The 19,222-nt window shown below is 45.4% G+C and carries 18 protein-coding genes; 9 read left to right on the forward strand and 9 right to left on the reverse strand.

What is annotated here, in order from left to right:
* Positions 1-203 precede the first annotated feature (203 nt).
* From MHM87_RS08840 to folM, 3 genes are all read right to left on the reverse strand, one after another.
* Positions 204-1,097, reverse strand: a complete 894-nt coding sequence (locus tag MHM87_RS08840) for a carbon-nitrogen hydrolase (protein WP_239258674.1) — start codon at positions 1,095-1,097, stop codon at positions 204-206.
* Positions 1,084-2,148: an agmatine deiminase family protein gene (locus tag MHM87_RS08845; protein WP_239258677.1), complete on the reverse strand. Its 1,065-nt coding sequence runs from the start codon at positions 2,146-2,148 to the stop codon at positions 1,084-1,086. The genes MHM87_RS08840 and MHM87_RS08845 overlap by 14 nt, the downstream gene beginning before the upstream one ends.
* A gap of 148 nt (positions 2,149-2,296) precedes the next feature.
* Complete coding sequence (gene folM, locus MHM87_RS08850; RefSeq protein WP_239258679.1) at positions 2,297-3,004, reverse strand: dihydromonapterin reductase; 708 nt, start codon at positions 3,002-3,004, stop codon at positions 2,297-2,299.
* Positions 3,005-3,165: 161 nt separating this feature from the next.
* On the opposite strand from folM, the gene folE reads away from it, so the two are divergent.
* On the forward strand, positions 3,166-3,849 hold the full coding sequence (gene folE / locus MHM87_RS08855; RefSeq protein ID WP_239258681.1) for a GTP cyclohydrolase I FolE: 684 nt from the start codon (positions 3,166-3,168) through the stop codon (positions 3,847-3,849).
* Between the two features lie 100 nt (positions 3,850-3,949).
* Here the strand turns inward: folE and MHM87_RS08860 are convergent, their stop codons facing one another.
* Together MHM87_RS08860 and MHM87_RS08865 are read right to left on the reverse strand one after the other, a co-directional pair.
* Positions 3,950-4,177 carry a hypothetical protein gene (locus MHM87_RS08860; protein ID WP_230598813.1) on the reverse strand — a complete coding sequence of 76 codons (228 nt, stop codon included), beginning with the start codon at positions 4,175-4,177 and terminating at the stop codon, positions 3,950-3,952.
* Positions 4,178-4,515: 338 nt separating this feature from the next.
* Positions 4,516-6,465, reverse strand: a complete 1,950-nt coding sequence (locus MHM87_RS08865; protein ID WP_239258683.1) for an alpha-amylase family glycosyl hydrolase — start codon at positions 6,463-6,465, stop codon at positions 4,516-4,518.
* 279 nt (positions 6,466-6,744) lie between these two features.
* On the opposite strand from MHM87_RS08865, the gene MHM87_RS08870 reads away from it, so the two are divergent.
* Positions 6,745-7,962: an MFS transporter gene (locus MHM87_RS08870; RefSeq protein ID WP_014980533.1), complete on the forward strand. Its 1,218-nt coding sequence runs from the start codon at positions 6,745-6,747 to the stop codon at positions 7,960-7,962.
* Between the two features lie 125 nt (positions 7,963-8,087).
* Entirely contained in the window at positions 8,088-8,906 is an 819-nt protein-coding gene (locus MHM87_RS08875) for a mechanosensitive ion channel domain-containing protein (RefSeq protein WP_014977631.1), read from the forward strand.
* A gap of 78 nt (positions 8,907-8,984) precedes the next feature.
* On the opposite strand, the gene MHM87_RS08880 is transcribed toward MHM87_RS08875, so the two are convergent.
* Positions 8,985-9,368: a VOC family protein gene (locus tag MHM87_RS08880; RefSeq protein ID WP_069945099.1), complete on the reverse strand. Its 384-nt coding sequence runs from the start codon at positions 9,366-9,368 to the stop codon at positions 8,985-8,987.
* Between the two features lie 23 nt (positions 9,369-9,391).
* Entirely contained in the window at positions 9,392-10,342 is a 951-nt protein-coding gene (locus MHM87_RS08885) for an aldo/keto reductase (RefSeq protein WP_069945098.1), read from the reverse strand.
* 255 nt (positions 10,343-10,597) lie between these two features.
* Between MHM87_RS08885 and MHM87_RS08890 the strand changes: the two genes are divergently transcribed.
* The 5 genes from MHM87_RS08890 (at position 10,598) to MHM87_RS08910 (ending at position 15,392) form a co-directional block, all read left to right on the forward strand.
* Positions 10,598-11,140: a lipocalin family protein gene (locus tag MHM87_RS08890; RefSeq protein WP_239258685.1), complete on the forward strand. Its 543-nt coding sequence runs from the start codon at positions 10,598-10,600 to the stop codon at positions 11,138-11,140.
* A 98-nt stretch (positions 11,141-11,238) separates the two neighbouring features.
* The gene (gene pyrC / locus MHM87_RS08895; RefSeq protein WP_014951053.1) at positions 11,239-12,285 is read left to right on the forward strand and encodes a dihydroorotase; all 1,047 of its coding nucleotides are present in this window, start codon (positions 11,239-11,241) and stop codon (positions 12,283-12,285) included.
* Complete coding sequence (locus MHM87_RS19985) at positions 12,255-13,304, forward strand: transporter substrate-binding domain-containing protein (RefSeq protein ID WP_239258687.1); 1,050 nt, start codon at positions 12,255-12,257, stop codon at positions 13,302-13,304. The genes pyrC and MHM87_RS19985 overlap by 31 nt, the downstream gene beginning before the upstream one ends.
* A 261-nt stretch (positions 13,305-13,565) precedes the next feature.
* On the forward strand, positions 13,566-14,945 hold the full coding sequence (gene dbpA / locus MHM87_RS08905) for an ATP-dependent RNA helicase DbpA (protein ID WP_239258689.1): 1,380 nt from the start codon (positions 13,566-13,568) through the stop codon (positions 14,943-14,945).
* 48 nt (positions 14,946-14,993) lie between these two features.
* Positions 14,994-15,392 carry an ACT domain-containing protein gene (locus MHM87_RS08910; RefSeq protein ID WP_039229305.1) on the forward strand — a complete coding sequence of 133 codons (399 nt, stop codon included), beginning with the start codon at positions 14,994-14,996 and terminating at the stop codon, positions 15,390-15,392.
* On the opposite strand, the gene MHM87_RS08915 is transcribed toward MHM87_RS08910, so the two are convergent.
* Together MHM87_RS08915 and MHM87_RS08920 are read right to left on the reverse strand one after the other, a co-directional pair.
* Positions 15,389-16,081 (reverse strand): lysoplasmalogenase, encoded by a 693-nt coding sequence (locus MHM87_RS08915; RefSeq protein ID WP_239258691.1) that lies wholly within the window; start codon positions 16,079-16,081, stop codon positions 15,389-15,391. The genes MHM87_RS08910 and MHM87_RS08915 overlap by 4 nt on opposite strands.
* A 138-nt stretch (positions 16,082-16,219) precedes the next feature.
* Positions 16,220-18,286, reverse strand: coding sequence for a M13 family metallopeptidase (locus MHM87_RS08920; RefSeq protein WP_239258693.1), 2,067 nt, complete (start codon positions 18,284-18,286; stop codon positions 16,220-16,222).
* 251 nt (positions 18,287-18,537) lie between these two features.
* Between MHM87_RS08920 and MHM87_RS08925 the strand changes: the two genes are divergently transcribed.
* Entirely contained in the window at positions 18,538-19,161 is a 624-nt protein-coding gene (locus tag MHM87_RS08925) for an RraA family protein (protein WP_239258696.1), read from the forward strand.
* Positions 19,162-19,222: the final 61 nt, after the last annotated feature.

Consider the following 19,222-nt stretch of genomic DNA (forward strand, 5'->3'; position numbering starts at 1 on the left):
TGCATATTGTAGCTGACAAGCGTAACGACTTTGTTCACAATAGATAGAGCATTCATGGCTGTTTGGCCTCAGTGAAGTTTGGCGATTGATCTGATCACCAAACGTCATGAATGTTCCTATCTTTTTTTATCTCACTGATATCGTTATTTTATTTGTGGGGATACCTCAGACTCTGACCCCATTATTTAACCCCATTATTCGGGTTAATCGCGCCAGCGCTTGGTTAGTTCGTCGTAGGCGTCTATGCGGCGGTCGCGGAAGTAAGGCCAAATGCGCTTCACCTGTTCGGTACGTTCCATATCAAGCTCTACGCTTAGCGTGGTTTCACCTTCAGCTTCGGCTTTGGCCAAAATCTCACCTTGCGGGCCTGCTACAAAGCTTTGTCCCCAGAACTGGATGCCTGGGTCGCCTTCAACAGGTGACGCTTCAAATCCAGTGCGGTTTGCCACGATAACCGGTACTGAGTTTGCCACAGCGTGAGAGCGCTGAATGGTTTCCCATGCACCATGCTGACGGGTACGTTCTTCTTCTGTGTCAGTTAAATCCCAGCCGATTGCGGTAGGGTAGAACAACAAGTCCGCACCTGCCATCGCCATTAGGCGCGCCGCTTCTGGATACCACTGGTCCCAACACACCAATACGCCAAGTTTACCTACGCTGGTTTCAATAGGCGTGAAGCCCATATCGCCCGGTGTGAAGTAAAACTTCTCGTAAAAGCCTGGGTCATCAGGAATATGCATTTTACGATATTTGCCCGCAATTTCTTTACTGCGGTCGAACACGACTGCGGTGTTGTGATACAAACCTGAACCGCGCTTTTCAAATAAAGATGTCACCAACACGATATTGTGTTTTTCGGCTAGTTCACCAAAAAATTCTGTCGCAGGTCCAGGAATTGGTTCAGCCAAATCAAAGGCGTCAGTATCTTCTTGCTGGCAAAAATACAGGGTGCTGTGTAGTTCTTGAAGCAAAATACACTCGCATCCTTCAGCGGCTAATTTGGCAATTTGCTCGGCACTTTTATTCCAGTTCGTTGCTTTATCGTTATCGGCAACGGCCTGTTGTACCAGACCCACTTTTAGCTTAGCTGGGCGCATGTAATGACACTCCTTTCTTTAAGGTGGTGATAATCGAATCTTTTAATGTATTTGTGGGAACCTGCATGGAAATGCAATGCAAGCTGCCGTATTGTCTTACGAGTACACTGCAATCGATTGGTTCAACAATATGATTGGGATGTGCTCTTTGTACAGTCTCAATGGCTTCTGCGTCTTCCTCTTCACCGTAAACAGGCAATAATATTGCGTTGTTACAAATTAAGTAATTTGCGTACGATGCCGGCAGGCGATCCCCTTCGTCATTTACAATATTAGGCAGCGGCAGATGAAACTGTTCATGCTCAGGCAGCTCAAGGGCGCACTCGTCGCACAACGCTTTCAACCCTTCAAAGTGACTGTCATTAGGACGGTTGTTACACGCCTGGATCACTAGGCCTTTGTTCGGCGTGAAACGCACTAATGTGTCGATGTGACCGTCAGTATCATCGCCTTCTAAATGACCATGCTGCAAAATAGTAACTTTGCTGCAGCCTAGCATATCTTTAAATGCATCTTCGTAAGCGCTTAGCGACATATCACCATTACGCTCAGGGTTAAGTAAACACTGGGCAGTACTTAATAGGTGTCCGTCTTCATCAATTTCCAGCGCGCCACCTTCTGCCACAATTGGGCTGCTGCGAAGTACAGATTTACACATGCTGGCGAGATAACGCTGATTCGCCAGATTATCTTCAGCGGCGTTAAACTTATTGCCCCAACCGTTAAAGCGAAATTCTACCGGCGAGCCTTTGCCTTCACTGTCTTTACAAGTGATGAAGCCGTAGTCGCGCATCCATGTGTCGTTAAATGAGGCAGGAACAATAAGCACTCGGGCGTTCTCTGGTAAACGAGAATTAAGATCGTCTACGTCACTCGGCGCACATAATAAAATCACACCCGCATCGTTGCGGTTTACTGCAGCAATCACGTTCAGATACGTCGCTCTCGCGTCTTCTAACCATGGAGCCCAGTCGGTTTGCGCATGAGGCCACGCTAACATAACAGCATCAATGTTATGCCATTCAGGCGCCATAGTACGGTTGCCGTGCATAGTAAAATTCCAAATAGCTACGAAATAGGGTTCGGATTATAGCCATGCCTCAGCATGAGACCAAGGCAAATGGCGATGAAATTAATTGGCGGTGACGATTACTTTAAGCCATAAGGAAAACTGAAATGACAGAAGAAAGGGGCAGTCTTTATCTTAAATGCCGCCCACCGTTAAGATGAAGGGTTTGCCCTGTCACGTAGTCACTATCAAATAAATAGTTCACGGCTTTCACGGCCTCTTGCGCCCCCGGTACTGTCTCTAACAGTGATTTTTCTAACGCTTTTTGCTTATAAGCTTCGTCATCACCCTCATTGAACATAAGCAAAGCTGGGGCAATGCTATTTACTTTTACCTTTGGTGCTAGCTTCTTAGCAAATGATAGGGTCAGGTTGTGCAGGGCTGCCTTACTTGCCGCATAAGCCATGTGTTTCTCGCTGCCTGTTTCTTGAACGTAGTCAGTCATATGAATAATGTCAGATTGAACGTCGCAATCACAAAGAGCCTTTTCAAGTGCCAAGTTTATGCGGTAAGGGGCAACAGCATGGACCAACATCATTCGTTCAATCAAGCTATGCTTGTCATGGTTATCTTTTTCTTGCGCCCAATCTGACGCGTTGTGGATCACCGCTCGATAGGTTTTACTGATTGCCTTAATCTCATCAATTGCTCGATCAATAGCCGCCTCAGTGCTAAAATCCGCCTGTAAGACTGTAGCACCTTTATCCTCAAGCATTGAAATACTTGGACGAAGTGTTCGATAAGTCACGACAACGTGGTGGCCCTGGTCAAGTAAACTATTGGCCATAGCTAAGCCTAAACGTTGGCTTGCGCCTGTAATTAACACAGGTGAATTCAAGATGATGTCCTTCTTTCGTAAAAGGTAACGGTTTTATTATTCTGTGCCAAATGCACAGTCGGTAGCAATGACATTAAATAAAAGTCATGTTGCCAAGTAATCGATCTGTAACGAACTCATGCTCGTACAAGATCAAAAAAGAAGTAACTACGGATAAAGTAATGTTAGCAAAAGAAGCGGTAATTGTGCGCGACGCACTAGACCCCTCTATTTCAGAGCCAGCACAACGTGTACGAGAAGCATTAGAAGCCAAAGGTTTAGAAACACCTATGGTGGCTAATGGTCTTACTGATGAGCAAAAGCGCAAACGAATTGAAAGTGCTATGCGTGACGTAATGGACACGCTTGGCCTTGATCTAACTGACGACAGTTTGTGTGATACGCCCACGCGAATCGCTAAAATGTATGTTAATGAAATCTTCGGTGGATTGGACTACCGCAAATTTCCTAAGATTACTGCCATTGAAAACAAGATGCAGATTGACCAGCCTGTACAGGTATCTGATATAAGCCTGACCAGCACTTGCGAACACCACTTTGTTACTATTGATGGCACGGCAACCGTTTCTTATATTCCAAAAAATACAGTAATCGGCCTTTCAAAGATTAACCGCCTTGTGGGTTTCTTTGCTCAACGTCCACAGGTACAAGAGCGTTTAACTCAACAAGTGTTAGTTGCGTTGCAGACGTTGACCAATACTGAAGACGTAGCGGTGAGCATTAACGCCACGCACTATTGCGTTAAGGCGAGAGGGATCCGTGATACTAATTCATATACGAAAACGTCTGCGCTCGGCGGCCGTTTCCTTACTGATAATGAATTGAAACGAGAGTTCTTTCGGTAGTTAATGGTTGTTTGTTTCGGAACTTTATTTAAGAACTTTAAAAGCCGCTCATGAAGCGGCTTTTTGTTTGCTAACATTTTGCTACGCTTTCCAATGCGCTTTATTTGATAACAAGCTCTGCATCCAGTGAATCGACAATCAAATTGATACGGCCACCAATACCATCGGCCGCCGTTAAACTGAGTACTTTATTGCAGCACCCACAAGATTCATGCTGTTCGTGATACATGTCGCGAACTGTTTCTAACTGGAAGTCATTTATTGCGCCGCAATACGGGCACATGTATTCCAAAGCACTATCACTTTGCATCGTTTTATCCGTTACCATGTTAAACATATCCATATGACATAAGTCGAATCCCGCTGTGTAATACTTCTGCGTGAAGCAAGAAACAAACCACACACAACAAGAAGAGTGCTACTTCCGCGTCAATCAGTTTGAAAGCCAGTCAAACACAGGCCAAGCTACCAAAGTTATGCGGAAGCTACGTGAACTATCTATTCACTATAAAAAGTATAGTGGGTATTTATTGGTGTGCCTGTGAAAAAATGACTTATTCGATAAGTCACTGGCAGTAAAGATAATTAATTTGGCGACTAAGCTGCGGATAACTTGCTAACCACTTTTCAAACAGCAATTAGCAAGATATGACGAAAGCTCGAGCTCTAATCAGTAAGAAGCCACATTTGTTGAAAAGGCTCAAGCAATAGTGGTGACCCATTCATTTCGACCGTTTCATCAGTTAGCAAATCTCGGCTTGATGCGCCCTTTAGTGTTGCCAAAAGGCTACGCTGAATGGTCTGAGGGTGCTCACTGAAGTTACATATCACAAGCAGCTTGTGACCCTGTGTATTTTCCCGAAGAAAAGCAAAGCAATGATGGTTATCGGCATCTAAAATTTGGGTGCTAGACTGCCCGAAAATCGCATTCTGTTTTCTAATTTCTATCATTTTGCGCAATCCGTTAAGCACGCGAAGGCTCGCAGTCTCTGTAGGGTTGGCAGGCGACGTGTTTCCTAGCGCCAATTCCGTATCTGCGCGGGTAACAGCAATTCGGTTTACCCATCTGTCGTCGTGCTTTTTGGTGTCATCAAATCGATAGCTGTAGTCATTAAGCTTGCCTACTTCATCACTAGAGTAAAGTAGCGGAATACCTCCAATGCTAAAGGTGATACCGTAAAGCAGCATCATTCGTTTCACAGCGTCATCAATGCCTTTTGAATCGTTGGATTTAAGCGCGCCTTCTAGCCCACATAAAGAGGCCAGTGAACCACACACACGACAATCGCCGTTAGAAGGGTTTTCAGCAAACGGCACGCCGTTGGCAAAACTTCCTTCAAAACGACCGGTATAAAATTGATTAAGAAAATGGCGGTGATCGAATGCGTTAATACCCAGTTCGTTGGCTACCGCGTCGTCGAAGGTCCATCCGATATCGTCGTGGCATCGCACGTAGTTCACCCATGTGCAGTTCTCAGAAATAGAGAAGCTCTTTTTCATTGAGCACGTAAGCAAACGGGTTTTACGCGTGGCTAACGAATTCCACAGCAGTGCCATTAGCAAAGGGTTGTAGGATAGCTGACACTCATCTTTGTCGATGTACTTAAGTACTTCGTCAGGGTGCACGATGGCTTCTGACTTAAAGACCACGGCAGGCGCTACAATTTGTAAGCAACAGTTGAACGCTTGTATAAGAACATGGGCCTTTTCCTGATTTTCGCAGTTAGTACCAAGCTCTTTCCAAATAAAGGCCAACGCATCTAAACGCAGTGCAGCGCTACCTATATTGGCCAGAAACAACATTTCAGACGTGATAGCGTTAAACACCTCAGGATTACTGTAGTTTAAATCCCATTGAAAGCTGTTAAATGTCGTCCATACCCATTTTTCTATCTGTTCATTAAAGGTAAAGCTACCTCTTCTTACCTGGGGAAATATTTCTCTTAAAGTATGTTCGTACTGATCGGGGATGGTTCTGTCATCGAAAAGGTAGTAGTAGTCTTGAAACTGCTTCTCACCAGCCAGTGCAGCTTTCGCCCAAGTGTGCTCGTCAGAGGTATGATTGAACACAAAGTCGAGAACAAGATTTATTCCCTCTTTCTGAAGTGCTGAAGCAAGCTTTTCCAGGTCTTTCACTGTGCCTAGTGTTGGATTAACCTTGCGATAATCCGACACAGCATACCCGCCATCGCTATCCCCTTTGGGCGCATCGTATAAAGGCATTAAATGCACATAGGTAACGCCTAAAGACTTGAAGTAGGGAATTTTGTCATGCAAGTCATTCAAAGTGGGGCCCATCAGGTCAACATAGCAGGCCATGCCGACTTGCTGTTCATCGCGATACCAAAGCGGGTTTTTTAACCTTTCATTATCAAGCTTTTTGAGGGCTGGTTTACGGTTTTTTAACCCGTCTCTTAATATTTCAACCAGTTTTTGTAAATGAAAGTAGCAGTCATACTGGTGCCCATAAACGTAGGTATATTTGTCAAAAAGACGAGGAAAATGTTCCTTCAAGCGACGCGTAAAAGTTGTTGCAACTTTCTTACTTAGGCCAGATAAATCGGTTGATGCCAAGATTCGGTCTAAACATACTCCACTGTCAGCAGCATAGCTCATAGAAAACTCCAAAGTGCGACGCTTAAGTGCGTCATACAACCTATCCTAATTAACAGGTTTACAGGCTTTTTAAATTCTGTTAACTTTTATCTTAAACGATTAAGCTCATTTATCAAGTTTATTACATCGTTATTTTTGACCTACTGAATGCGTGCAATGATCAACGTGTTTTTGTGAAGTTTAGAAGGGCTGAACAAGGCCTTTCATACCGTGCTTGTGAGACAGACTATGCCCAATCATGATCCTAGTAGCAGAATTATCAGATGGCTAACCTACCTAATGTTTATGATGTTTGCGATGACGTCAGACTCGGTAGGCGAGATAATCAAAGAAGTGAAAGTGGCGTTCTCTGTCACTAATGCTCAAGCAAGCTTAATGCATTCACTCCCCATGTTAGGTATTGCCTTATCGGGCCTATTCCTTGGTTTTTTGGCTGATAAGTTAGGCCGCAAGCCTACCATTATCATTGGTTTAGCGTTGTTTGGCCTTGCATGCTACAGCTTCTTAATTGCTAACGACTTTGTGTTGATTGTAAGTTTAATGAGCTTATCTGGCGTTGCCGTGGGTATCTTTAAAACAGGTGCGCTGGCGCTCATCGGTGATATTTCAACATCGACTAAGCAGCACACAGCAACTATGAATGGAGCAGAAGCCTTCTTTGGCGTTGGCGCGATTATCGGGCCTCTTATTGTCGCTTATCTTATTCATCAAGGCGTTGCATGGCAGTGGCTTTATGTAATCGCTGGTGGTGTTTGTACGCTACTTATAATCGGTGCTTTGCTGGTGAAATACCCCGCTTACACTCGCGATACAGCCTCAGGTGAAAAGAAAGTATCGATAGCGCAGAGCTTAAGTTTAGTGAAAAACCCCTATGCTTTAGGATTTTCAGTAGGCGCGTTTTTATATGTCGCCGCAGAAAGCGCCATTTATGTGTGGATGCCGAGTTATTTAGTGTGCGACGCGACTACGCTTAAAGCGACCTATGATTGTTATACTGAAGGCTTCTCTCAGACCCTTGCAATATACTCGGTAACGGCATTCTTTATCCTTCGTGCTGCAGGGCGTTTCGTAGGCATCTGGATGATGTCTCACTTCAACTGGGCATTGGTTCTTATGGTGTTCACTGGTGCTATTGTACTGTGTTTCGGTCTTGGTCTGTGGGGCGGAAAACAGCTTGCGTTGTTTCTATTCCCGCTAACGGGCATTTTTATGTCAGTAATTTATCCTACCTTTAACTCAAAAGGCATAAGCTGTTTCCCAAAACATCAACACGGAAGCGTAGCCGGAGTAATCTTGTTCTTCACCGCAGCAGGTGCGGCTGCAGGGCCTTTCATCATGGGCCTGGTGAGCGACGCCAACGGTGGCGACGCCAAGTATGGCTTTATGGTAGCCACGGGTTTTGCTGCCGTGCTCTTTGTTGGCTTGGTGTATAACTACATTAAGAACCCTACCAAAGAACGTTTAGCGGAAATTGAGGCAAGCGAATACGCCAACTAAACGCAATGCTCGCTCTTTATTCCTTAAAACCGTAACGTGCCGGGCTTGCTCTCGGCACTGGTTTTTCCTCACGTTGTTGTTTAAGCTTCGGTTATTCCTATCAGTTTCTAGTCTAATCACGTTCCATGGATGAGTTAAAACAAGCGCAAGCCCTTTACGACACTCTTGTAGAATTTGCAGTGACCTACAGTTTCCAAATTGTAGGCGCCATCATTATTTTTCTGCTTGGCTGGTGGGTGGCCAATAAAATAGGCCACATGGTTGAAAACCTGATGGTCAGCAGAAATATCGATATTACGCTGAGCCGCTTTACCGGCGGTGCCAGCAAGCTAGTGGTATTGGGTATCGTAATAATTATAGCATTAGGTAATGTGGGCATTAGCGTAACCCCACTTATAGCCGCCGTAGGTGCTGTAGGTTTAGGTGCAGGTTTAGCTATTCAAGGTATGTTGGCCAATTATGCCGCTGGCTTTACCATAATTATTACTCGTCCTTTCGTTGTTGGCGACACTATCCGCGTGCGTGGTGTTGCAGGGGTGGTCGATCAAGTCATGTTGCCCTATACCATTCTTATTGACGAAGACAATGTTCACATCCAAATACCCAACAAACTGATAGTCGGTGAAATCTTGCATAATTCTGCAGAGAACATGTTGATTGAACTTGAAATTGGCGTTGCCTATTCCAGTAAGGTCGATGAGGTAATCGATGTGATTCGCAAGGCTGTTGAAACGGTAGATGGAGTCAGCGAAGAAAAGTCACCCGCCATTGGTGTAGATAATTTTGGCGACAGCAGTATTAACTTTGGTATTCGGGTTTGGGCGCCAGCTGTAAGGCATTTCGAAGTGCGCTATGCACTAAACCAAGCTATTTTTAATGCCCTTCAGCAGCATGATATTGAAATACCGTTCCCGCAGCGGGAAGTCAGGATGCTCGACCAATAATAGTTTGTATCGCTATTGATAAAAATGCCGAATAAGAGAACCCTTATTCGGCATTCTTCTATCACGGCTTCGCGATTTTTAGATTTCGTATAGCTCTAGGGGTAAACCGTCAGGATCTTGGAAAAATGTAAAGCGTTTGCCGGTGTATTCATCGGTTCTCACTGGCTCGCATTCAACTCGCTTATTCGTTAGGTGGTTAATCATTTCATCAAGGTTGTCCACCTTGAACGCTAAGTGCCTAAGTCCTTGCGCTTCTGGGCGCGACGGTCTTTTCGGTGCCCCCGGAAACGAAAAAAGCTCAATCTGACTGCCATCAGGTAACGCGAGGTCACATTTGTAAGAGTCTCTGGCTTCACGGTAGTTTTCATCAATAATCGAGAAGCCCAACACGTCCGTGTAAAACGTCTTTGAGCGAGGGTAGTCACTACAAATGATAGCAACGTGGTGAAAGCCTTTCAGCATCTTAATTTCCTTAATATTTATGCTTACGGCATCTCTTGACCGCGAGCAGCCTCAAATAACTTGTACCAGTGCTCTCGACTTAAATGAACATCTTCAGCCTTATGGCTTGCTTTAATTCTGTCAATATTGGTACTGCCCAAAACGGGCGCAATGTTGGCAGGATGTCGCATCAACCAGGCCAAAACAATCGCTTCAGGTGTAGTTTGATATTCACCTGCAAGTTGAGCCACTAAGTCTGCTGTTGCACGGTCATTACTATTTTCAACTTTTGCACCTGTGTATCTACCTTGTGCCAAGCTTCCCCATGCCTGAAGTTGCACGTTGTTCATCATGCAGTATTCAAGTGTGCCGGGCGCATAACCTGTATCGCGATTAGCAGCACTGTTGGTAGTAATACCGTCTTCTAACCAGTCTCTAAAGCCAAGGCTCATTTCAAGTTGGTTGGCAATAATAGGTGTGGAAAGTGCAGACTGCAGGTAATTAATTTGGTGACCATGCATGTTTGAAACGCCAACATGCTTTATTTTACCTTGCTGCTGAAGCAGCTTCAGTGTACCGGCGACTTCGTCTAGCTCCATAAGTGGATCTGGACGATGCAGCAGCAGTATATCAAGCTGTTCTATTCCTAATCTAGAGAGAATGCCTTCAACCGACGTGTGAATGTGATTTGCTGAAAAGTCGTAACGCTTTGGTCCTAAATCATCCTCAAATCGTATTGCACATTTAGATTGGATAATCATTTTGTCTTTTAATTCGGGCGCTTGCTTGAGCGCTTCACCAAAAACCGTTTCGGCTTTGCCGAACGTATAAATATCAGCATGATCAAACACATTAATATCTAAACTCAGCACAGTATCGATGATGCTTCTTGCTTGGCTTATATCGGCTTTGGTTGCCGGTTTGTCGTTCCAACCGCCACCTAAGCCCATGCATCCATATATTAAGCGGCTTGCGTGTGGAAAGTGTGCATTCATGTCATTTTCTCCCTGTTTGAGAATATCGAGTGGGCAGGGCCTGTATTAGCTCAAGGCTTGTTTTAACAGCACTGTAATATGGTCCAAGCGATAAGAAAAGTCTGATTAGGCGAGCGTATTTTTACTGTCGACCGTTAGCCTAGCTTGAAGGTTTATGGTGTTGCTGCGCCGATAAAGATCATTTTTGCGATGTAGGCGTGTATGTAAATTAATCAGTGGGCTTTTTAAAAGCTGAGTTCAAGGAAAAGAGGGCATATGTTTAAGCAGTTAGTTTCAATGATTATGGCGGGTATGGTGTGTGTGGGCTTGTCTGGCTGTACTGGCGTACCTGACAAGGTAGTGCCGGTTGAAGGTTTTGAGCTTCCTCGTTATTTAGGGAAGTGGTATGAAATAGCGCGCTTTGACCATAGCTTCGAAGAAGGATTAAGCGAAGTTACGGCAACCTATAGCATGCGCGATGACGGAGGGGTTAAGGTAATTAATCGCGGTTTTTCAGTAGAAGAAAATGCATGGGATGAAGCCGAGGGCAAAGCGTATTTTGTAGAGTCTGAAACGACAGGGCATCTGAAAGTATCGTTCTTTGGCCCATTTTACGCTAGCTATGTAATTATGGAGCTAGATAAAGAAGGTTATCAATATGCTTTGATAACAGGCCCAGATAAAGACTACCTTTGGATTTTAGCGCGAACACCTTCTATTTCATATGAAGTCCGCACCCGTTTACTAGAAAAAGCGACATCGGCTGGGTACGACGTTAGCAAGCTTATTTGGGTAGAGCACGGCGAAGAGAATTCATAGCCACTTTCGAGCGAGTTGTTCTGCGCGCAAAATGGGAATTGTGCTATTATTGCGCGCATCTTCCCCTCTGTTTGAATAAGTACTAAGAGAGACAAGGCATGCAAACGCTCACCATTACTACGCCAGACGATTGGCACCTTCACTTTCGCGATAACGAAATGCTAGCTGAAACAGTGCCTGCAACCGCACGTTGTTTCCAGCGCGCTATTGTTATGCCAAACCTTGTACCACCGGTGGTTAATGCTGAAATGGCCATGGCGTACAAAGGGCGAATTGAGGCTGCGCGACCTAAAGGCAGTAGCTTTGAGCCATTAATGACCTTATTCCTTACTAATCAAACTACACCTCAAGACATTATCGATGCAAAACAAGCGGGCGTAACTGCGTGTAAGCTATATCCTGCAGGGGCCACTACTAACTCAGATGCGGCTGTAAAAGGCATTCAGGCTTTATACCCTGTATTTCAAGCCATGCAAGAGCAAGGCTTATTGTTGCTAATTCATGGTGAGGTGACCGAACATCACATTGATATTTTTGACCGTGAAAAAGTGTTCATTGATACCCATTTAGGGCCTATCGTTGACGCATTCCCTAAGCTGAAAGTGGTGTTTGAGCATATTACGACAGCAGATGCCGCAAGCTTCGTAGCGGGCGCCAGCGAATTTGTTGGAGCCACCATTACCCCTCAGCACTTATTGTTAAACCGCAACGATTTACTGGTTGGCGGCGTACGCCCTCATAACTATTGCTTACCAGTGCTAAAACGCAACACGCATCAGAAAGCGTTGCGCGATATGGTGGCAAGCGGCAACAAAAAATTCTTCCTAGGTACCGACTCGGCACCTCATGCAAAACATAAAAAAGAAAATGCTTGCGGCTGCGCGGGTTGTTATAGCGCATGGTCTGCAATTGAGCTTTATGCCGAAGTGTTCGAGCAGCTAGGCGCAATAGATAAGCTTGAAGGATTTGCTAGCCATTACGGTGCAGATTTTTATGGTTTACCACGAAATACGACTACAATGACATTAGTGAAAGAGTCGTGGACGGTGCCAGAACAAGTAACCCTAGCTGATGGCACCGATATGGTTCCATTTTATGCGGGGCAAACGTTGCAGTGGAAATTAGAAAAGGCATTTCAAGCGTAGTTTTTGTTGTTATTGTCTGTTTATGTGCCCTGTGGAGTTCATCCACTTGGGCACAAGCACTCTCTTACTCTCTCGCCCCCGATTTACCAAGTACCCTATCTCCCTCTGAGAAGCAGAGTATTCAATCTTACTCACTCACAGTGTTTAAAAATGCCTTATCAAAAAATGGCATTGATTTAACGCCTGCTACTGACACCATATCGAATAAAGCTGACGTCCTTATCAATTTGATCAGAGATGAAAATAACGAAGATAGTTATTTTTGGATCACGCCGCTATTTGCCTTTGAATGTGGAAATAATGTTCGATGTACGCCGAATGCGGGCAGTCAAGCAACGACAATAGCAGTGAGCTATATCGCACTGAGCAAAAGTGAAGGTTCTGCCGATTTTGCAGAGCGGTTGAGCGAACTGATTGCTCAATACAAAGGTTCAGACAACTTCACATTGCTTGCTAGCGCTATACGGGATGAACTGAAAGCATCTTTCCCGGCCAAAATACTTACTTTTGGAACACTAAGCTTAGCAGGTGAGCTGCATGCTAATACCGACAATTTTTGGGTCATCGCCGACATTGTGCCACTTTTTTCAGAGGTGGGAGAGCGAGGAAAGCTTAAAGGTATTGCTGCAGACATGGTCAGAGACATATTAGATGAGATGACGCTAAAGCAGAATATCCTTTCCGCGCCATGGGAACGTATTGCAAAGGAAGCAATGACCAAGTCTAATGTATTGGTATTCTCAGTAATTCGCACGAGTGAAAGAGAAAGCGTGTTTCACTGGGTAACGCCGGTATCAAGAAACCTTCATGGACTGTACGGCATCGATAAGCCCTATTTTGAATCCTTTGCCAACGTACCAAAGAACTTTAGGGTTGGTACCTTATTGGAAGACTATCGCTATAACGTTGCAATAGAGCATGGCTTCAAAGTAAAAGCCTATGATTCGTGGCAGGCATTAGTGGATGCACTGATCAACAACGAAATTGATACTATTTTCGGTTCTCAGGGGGGCAATTGACTTTGGATGTAACCCAAAACAATTTAAATGTGAGACAATAACCCTATCGAGTAAGTACGACATTTCAACGGCCTACCTAGCACTGTCAAAGAAAGACACCTGTGTTTTGGTTTTAGAGAAGCTCAAGTTAGCGGCGGCCGGTGTGAAAATGAGTGACAAGTTTAATGAGCAGCTTTCTTCCTGGAGTGACATGGTGTCCCAAGAATACGGCATAGCTCATCATACCGAACATGGTGTAGTGCACCTTTGGAACCCAAATTAATGACAGTTGAAACAGTTAAGCATTTAGATATAAACCCTGCCATCACCAAGGCGCTAGACTCACAAGGCATTTACCAACTTTCCCCTATACAGGCACAATCGCTCCCTGAGGCGCTGCAGGGGAAAGATGTGATAGGCCAAGCGCAGACGGGCAGCGGCAAGACTCTGTGCTTTGTAATTCCTGCCTTACAGCACGTAGAAGTGAATGATTTTACCACGCAGGCCATCATACTTTGTCCTACCCGAGAGCTTGCTGATCAAGTGGCTCAGCAGTGCCGTTCGGCGGCTAAGAACATCGGTAATATTAAAGTGACCACGTTATGTGGTGGCCAGCCTATGGGGCCGCAGATTCAGTCACTGAAACATAGCCCGCACATCATTGTGGGCACGCCGGGTCGCGTAATGGACCATGTGGAAAAGCGTCGAATTGACCTAAGTAACGTAAAGTTGCGTGTCCTCGATGAAGCCGATCGCATGTTAGATATGGGCTTTGAAGACGATTTACGCATTATTTTCGGTCAAACGCCAAAACAAGTGCAAACCCTATTGTTTTCTGCAACCTTTACGGAACAAATTGAGCGTGTAGCCAAGCAGTACCTGCACAACCCGGTAACCTGTAAAGTTGAGTCTCAAGACAGTAAACCCGCTATCACCCAATTGGGCTACAACGTGCTCCCGCACACACGCACTCAGGCGCTTAAAGCGGTACTTACCCACTACCAACCTAAAAATGCCATTGTATTTTGTAACCGCAAGGTTCAGGTAAATGAAGTGGTTGAGGAGCTTATCGAAGATGGCTTTAGCGCAGCTGGACTTCAGGGGGACTTGGAACAGCATCAACGCACATCGGTGCTAATGCAGTTCGCCAGCGATGCGCTACAAGTACTTGTTGCCACCGATGTTGCTGCGCGAGGGCTGGATATTGATGATGTTGCCTGCGTAATTAATTATACGGTAAGTGAAGAGCCGGAAACCCATATTCACCGCATTGGTCGCACGGCGCGAGCAGGCGCACAGGGCATGGCGGTAACGCTAGTCAGCGATGACGAAGAGCACTTCTTGCGAAAAATAGAAGTATTGCAAGAAAGCGATATTCCACTTAAAAGCGCACAAAGCCTGCGTTTTCATAAAAACAAAATTACTCAGCCTGAATTTACCTGTATTTCACTAAGCGCGGGTAAAAAAGAAAAGCTTCGCCCAGGCGATCTGGTGGGTGCACTTACCAAAGATGCGGGCATTCCTGGCGACGACTTGGGCAAAATTAAAGTTCAGAACAGCATGAGTTTTGTCGCAGTGAAAACGCGAAGCGTGAAAAAAGCCATGGCGCACTTTAGAGAAGGTAAGATTAAAGGAAAGCGTATTAGAGCCCGAAAGCTTTAATATGCGCTCTTAGATCTAAGTACTGACGTTATTCAATGGAAGGTGAGTGTGGTCGCTGAAACTGACTTGAGCGTGTTACTGAAAAATCTGAATCCTGTGGCGAGTAGTGAAAATTACGTTTTTACTACCTTGCCTGCTGACAGATTAACTAGTGCGTTAATTTCAGTAGCTAAGGGGATGTTTCAAGAACGCGAGGGCACCACCCTTATTCTTCCGGTTGCCGCAGCCGAGAAAGCTAATCTGCAATTTGAAGGTTATTACCGCTGTATAACCTGTGAAGTGCATTCTAGTTTGGAAGCGGTAGGCATGACTGCAGCTATGTCCACCGCGCTGGGTAAGGCAGGAATTAGCGCCAACGTGGTGGCCGCTTATTATCACGACCATATTTTCGTGCCAGCTGAAAAAGCCGACTTGGCGATAGACGTTTTAACGTCGTTGTCTAACTAGGTCTGACCAATCTCTTCCTGCCTATTCTCTTTTCTCAAAAAACCATCAACCAGCCCCATGGTTAAGCAATATTGGGCACCATAGTAAGTTGTCATTACCCAAATGGTAGACAGTGGAAACGGGGTTTTGAAAACTGACTGGGCGAGAATGGCATCTGATATCACAAAAAATAACGCACCGGTTACGATTAGCTTGGTTTGAGCCAACCACCCTGCGGTTAAACCCATCAGTGTGATTACGCTAATATAGGCGACTACAGGGTAAAATAAGGCTTTCGACGCTGGCAGAATGTGCACTGCCATCATTACGGCAAAGCTAATCATAATAATACTAATGAACCACTTTGGTTTGCGTGAAATGATATGGTCGCCGGGCGTTTCTTGTAGGCGGCGATGCAGCAACGCAAAACACATAGCATACGTTAAATGGGCAACAAAAAAGCACGCCAAGCCGGTAATAAAACTATCAGCAAAGGGCAAGGCCAGACTAACATCTCCGGCAAGACTAAAAAGTAACGCCGCCAACACCATATATCGCGGCATGGCGCTAAGTTTTGTATAGGCGAAAACTGCCAGTACCACAATAGGCAGGGCTTTGGGTAAGAATTGCGCCACGTAGGGGGTAAGCGGCAGCGTCGCCAGGTAAATCAACGCTAAGCTGCTAAAGACAATAGTTGTTCTTACATTCATATTTAGCCTTTTTGAACCTGCTCAGTCATACACTTCAGAACGACAAAAAAAGCCCCAGTTTGGTGAAGCAAACATGGGGCTTTAGCTATTGTATTTTATGTACGCTACTTTCTATGTACTGTGTTTAGAGTACGCGAATTACCAAATTTTCACGCGTTCTTCTGGTGGTAAATACAACGCATCTTCTTCGGTCACGTTAAACGCTTCGTAGAATTCAGGTACGTTGCGAACAGCACCGTTAGTGCGGAACTTCGTAGGTGAATGGGTATCGGTTTGTACTTGGCTGCGCAACGCTTCTTCGCGATATTTGCTTGCCCAAACCTGACCGTAACCAATGAATACACGCTGATCGCCAGTGAAACCATCTAGTTCAGGTGCTTTTTCACCATCAAGAGACAGATGGTAAGCTTTAAGTGCGATGCTGATGCCGCCAAGGTCGCCGATGTTTTCACCTAGGGTATATTCACCGTTCACGTGCAAGTCAGGCAGAACCTCAAACTGGTTATACTGTTCAATCAAGTTTGCAGTGCGTGCTTCAAACTCGCCGCGATCTTCGTCAGTCCACCAGTTTCGCAGAACGCCATCCCCGTCGAAGGTTGACCCTGAATCATCAAAACCATGGCCAATTTCGTGACCTATTACCGCACCAATACCACCGTAGTTAACCGCATCTTCGGCGTTCATGTCAAAGAACGGAGGTTGAAGGATAGCCGCAGGGAATACAATTTCGTTTAGCGGGGGGTTGTAGTAAGCATTAACAGTTTGTGGTGTCATGCCCCATTCATGGGTCCACACTGGGCCGCCTTGTTTCTTAAGCATTTCTTCGTACAGCACGTCCGAAGAACGCTTAAGGTTTCCAAACAGGTCACTGGCATTAACTGTCAGCGCTGAATAGTCTCTCCACTGGTCTGGGTAGCCAATTTTCACGGTAAACTTAGACAGCTTGTCTAGTGCTTGTGCACGAGTTTCATCTGTCATCCAATCAAGATTTTCGATACTTTCTTTGTAAGCTAACAGCAGGTTATTGACCATTTCCATCATGCGGTCTTTCGCTTCAGGCGGGAAGTGCTGTTTTACATAGACCTTACCGATTAGCTCGCCTACATGGGCATTTGAAAGGCTTACTGCACGACGCCATTGTGGCTGTTGCTCTTCAACACCGCGAAGCACTTTGCTGTAGAAATTGAAGTTTGCTTCATCAAGCTCAGCATTTAAGCGACTGGCTGAAGCATTTAGCAAGCCCCACTTAAGGAACGTTTTCCAATCTTTCAGTGAGGTATCTGCAATAACGCCATCAATGTTTTGCATGTAGTCTTTTTGCAGGATGCCTAGCGAAGGAATGTCGCTAATGTCTGCTTCAGTAAGATAAGCGTCCCAGTCGAACTTAGGCATTAACGCTTTAAGTTCTTCAATTGTCAGTTTGTTATAGTTGGCAGCAAAGTTACGGGCCTGCTCTTTTTTCATGTGTAGCTGAGCAATTTTAGTCTCAAGTGCGAACAGCATATCCGCACTTTCTTTAGGCGCGTCGAAACCCGCCAGCTCAAACATGGTTTGAATATGTTTAACGTAGGCATCGCGAATGGTTTGTGATGTTTCGTCGTCCTTGAAGTAGTACTCGCGCTCAGGAAGGCCTAAGCCCGACTGCCACGTGTACATCAAATATTCTTTCGGCGACTTAAGGTCAGGGTACTGGGTTAGGCTAAACGGTGTCCCGTAGCCATAGCGAGCCGCATAAGCAAAGTACTCAGCAAGGTAGGTATAGTCTTCAATGGCATCAATCTTAGTTAACTCAGGTTTTAGTGGCGTCATACCAAGCTCATTGCGGGTCTCCATGTCCATATAGGCACGGTAAAAATCACCGACTTTTTGCTCGTCGCTGCCCGCTTTAAAGTCGCCTTCGGCAGACGATTTTATAATATCCATAACGTGATCTTGTGCTTCATCGCGAAGGATCACGAAAGAACCGTAGCTCGATTTATCTGCCGGTATTTCAAAATTATCAAACCACTTGCCGTTTACGTAGCGGAAAAAGTCATCACCCGGGTCAACAGACAGATCCATATTTTCTTTAATGACACCTGAAGAAAGCTGTTGCTGAGCTTCTTCGGTAGCCGCGCTCTGTGTCTGTTGTTCTGTGGATGAATTTTGTGGGCTACAAGCCGTGAGGGCCAGTGCCACGCTTAAGCTTAAAACGCTACGTAACATGTCGAGTTTTCCTTTTCATTTTATTGGGCAACATTTGGGCTTGCCGCTTATTGTTTTAGTGCGTTGCGAAACCTGTGCATCCCTTCTAAAGAATGGTGTGGCGTATTGCGTGCACGCTTTTTACTAATTTTTAGCATGGCGGGGGGGATAGAAAAAGTGTTTATAGTGAAAATACACAGCTTGTAACAACTTGTAGGGCTAATTTCGCTATAGTGTTTTTTCTCACACACTAAAACATTCAAGGAACGGCGATGGACTTACATAACACCCCTTTCGATAGCGTATCACCCTGTGAGTACGCCGATGCGCTGCCAAGAGAGCAGTTCATGCACTATGCGATAAAACCGTTGTGGGAAGGCATGCCACGCATTGCGGGTCCAGCATTTACCGTTAAGTGTGAGCCGGGTGACCATCTTATGCTGCATGCGGCGATATATCGCGCAAGCCCCGGTGATATTATTGTTGTGGAAGCCGATGATAAATTCGCTGTTGCGGGCGGTAACGTCTGCGCGATAGCCCAGTCTCGCGGCATAAAAGGTTTCGTGATTGATGGTGTTATACGAGATCTTGCAGAAACCCGTGACAACAAATTTCCGGTATTTGCCAGGGGCGTTATACCCAAGCCAGGCGCCAAAAAGTGCATATCGCCGTTAAATGAGCCGATTACCTGTGCTGGTGTAACGGTTCACGCCGGAGATATCATTGTTGCAGACGAAGAGGGCATTGCTGTAATTCCAAAAGATGAGGCGCTAGCAGCCTATGACATTGCCCAAAAGCGAGCCCAGAAAGATGGCTCCATGTCACTTGAACAGTGGCAGGCTGAGCACGCTGAAAAAGTGGAAAGCATACTCGCTAAATTGGGCTTTGCAGAGTGAAGGATGACAGGAAATTAGCTTATTATTGAGTTGTTTTATGTAAGCGCTTCTCCAAATAATA

Source organism: Alteromonas sp. Cnat3-28 (assembly GCF_022348265.1).
Lineage (GTDB): Bacteria > Pseudomonadota > Gammaproteobacteria > Enterobacterales > Alteromonadaceae > Alteromonas > Alteromonas macleodii.

What these genes read in the sequence shown, in the direction of transcription:
- MHM87_RS08845 (WP_239258677.1), bottom strand. Translation starts at nt 2,148, where the DNA reads ATGCACGGCAACCGTACTATGGCGCCTGAATGGCATAACATTGATGCT.
- MHM87_RS08925 (WP_239258696.1), top strand. Translation starts at nt 18,538, where the DNA reads ATGGACTTACATAACACCCCTTTCGATAGCGTATCACCCTGTGAGTAC.
- MHM87_RS08890 (WP_239258685.1), top strand. Translation starts at nt 10,598, where the DNA reads ATGTTTAAGCAGTTAGTTTCAATGATTATGGCGGGTATGGTGTGTGTG.
- MHM87_RS08860 (WP_230598813.1), bottom strand. Translation starts at nt 4,177, where the DNA reads ATGGTAACGGATAAAACGATGCAAAGTGATAGTGCTTTGGAATACATG.
- MHM87_RS08885 (WP_069945098.1), bottom strand. Translation starts at nt 10,342, where the DNA reads ATGAATGCACACTTTCCACACGCAAGCCGCTTAATATATGGATGCATG.
- MHM87_RS08865 (WP_239258683.1), bottom strand. Translation starts at nt 6,465, where the DNA reads ATGAGCTATGCTGCTGACAGTGGAGTATGTTTAGACCGAATCTTGGCA.
- dbpA (WP_239258689.1), top strand. Translation starts at nt 13,566, where the DNA reads ATGACAGTTGAAACAGTTAAGCATTTAGATATAAACCCTGCCATCACC.
- pyrC (WP_014951053.1), top strand. Translation starts at nt 11,239, where the DNA reads ATGCAAACGCTCACCATTACTACGCCAGACGATTGGCACCTTCACTTT.
- folE (WP_239258681.1), top strand. Translation starts at nt 3,166, where the DNA reads ATGTTAGCAAAAGAAGCGGTAATTGTGCGCGACGCACTAGACCCCTCT.
- MHM87_RS08915 (WP_239258691.1), bottom strand. Translation starts at nt 16,081, where the DNA reads ATGAATGTAAGAACAACTATTGTCTTTAGCAGCTTAGCGTTGATTTAC.
- MHM87_RS08870 (WP_014980533.1), top strand. Translation starts at nt 6,745, where the DNA reads ATGTTTATGATGTTTGCGATGACGTCAGACTCGGTAGGCGAGATAATC.
- MHM87_RS08840 (WP_239258674.1), bottom strand. Translation starts at nt 1,097, where the DNA reads ATGCGCCCAGCTAAGCTAAAAGTGGGTCTGGTACAACAGGCCGTTGCC.
- MHM87_RS08920 (WP_239258693.1), bottom strand. Translation starts at nt 18,286, where the DNA reads ATGTTACGTAGCGTTTTAAGCTTAAGCGTGGCACTGGCCCTCACGGCT.
- MHM87_RS08880 (WP_069945099.1), bottom strand. Translation starts at nt 9,368, where the DNA reads ATGCTGAAAGGCTTTCACCACGTTGCTATCATTTGTAGTGACTACCCT.
- MHM87_RS08875 (WP_014977631.1), top strand. Translation starts at nt 8,088, where the DNA reads ATGGATGAGTTAAAACAAGCGCAAGCCCTTTACGACACTCTTGTAGAA.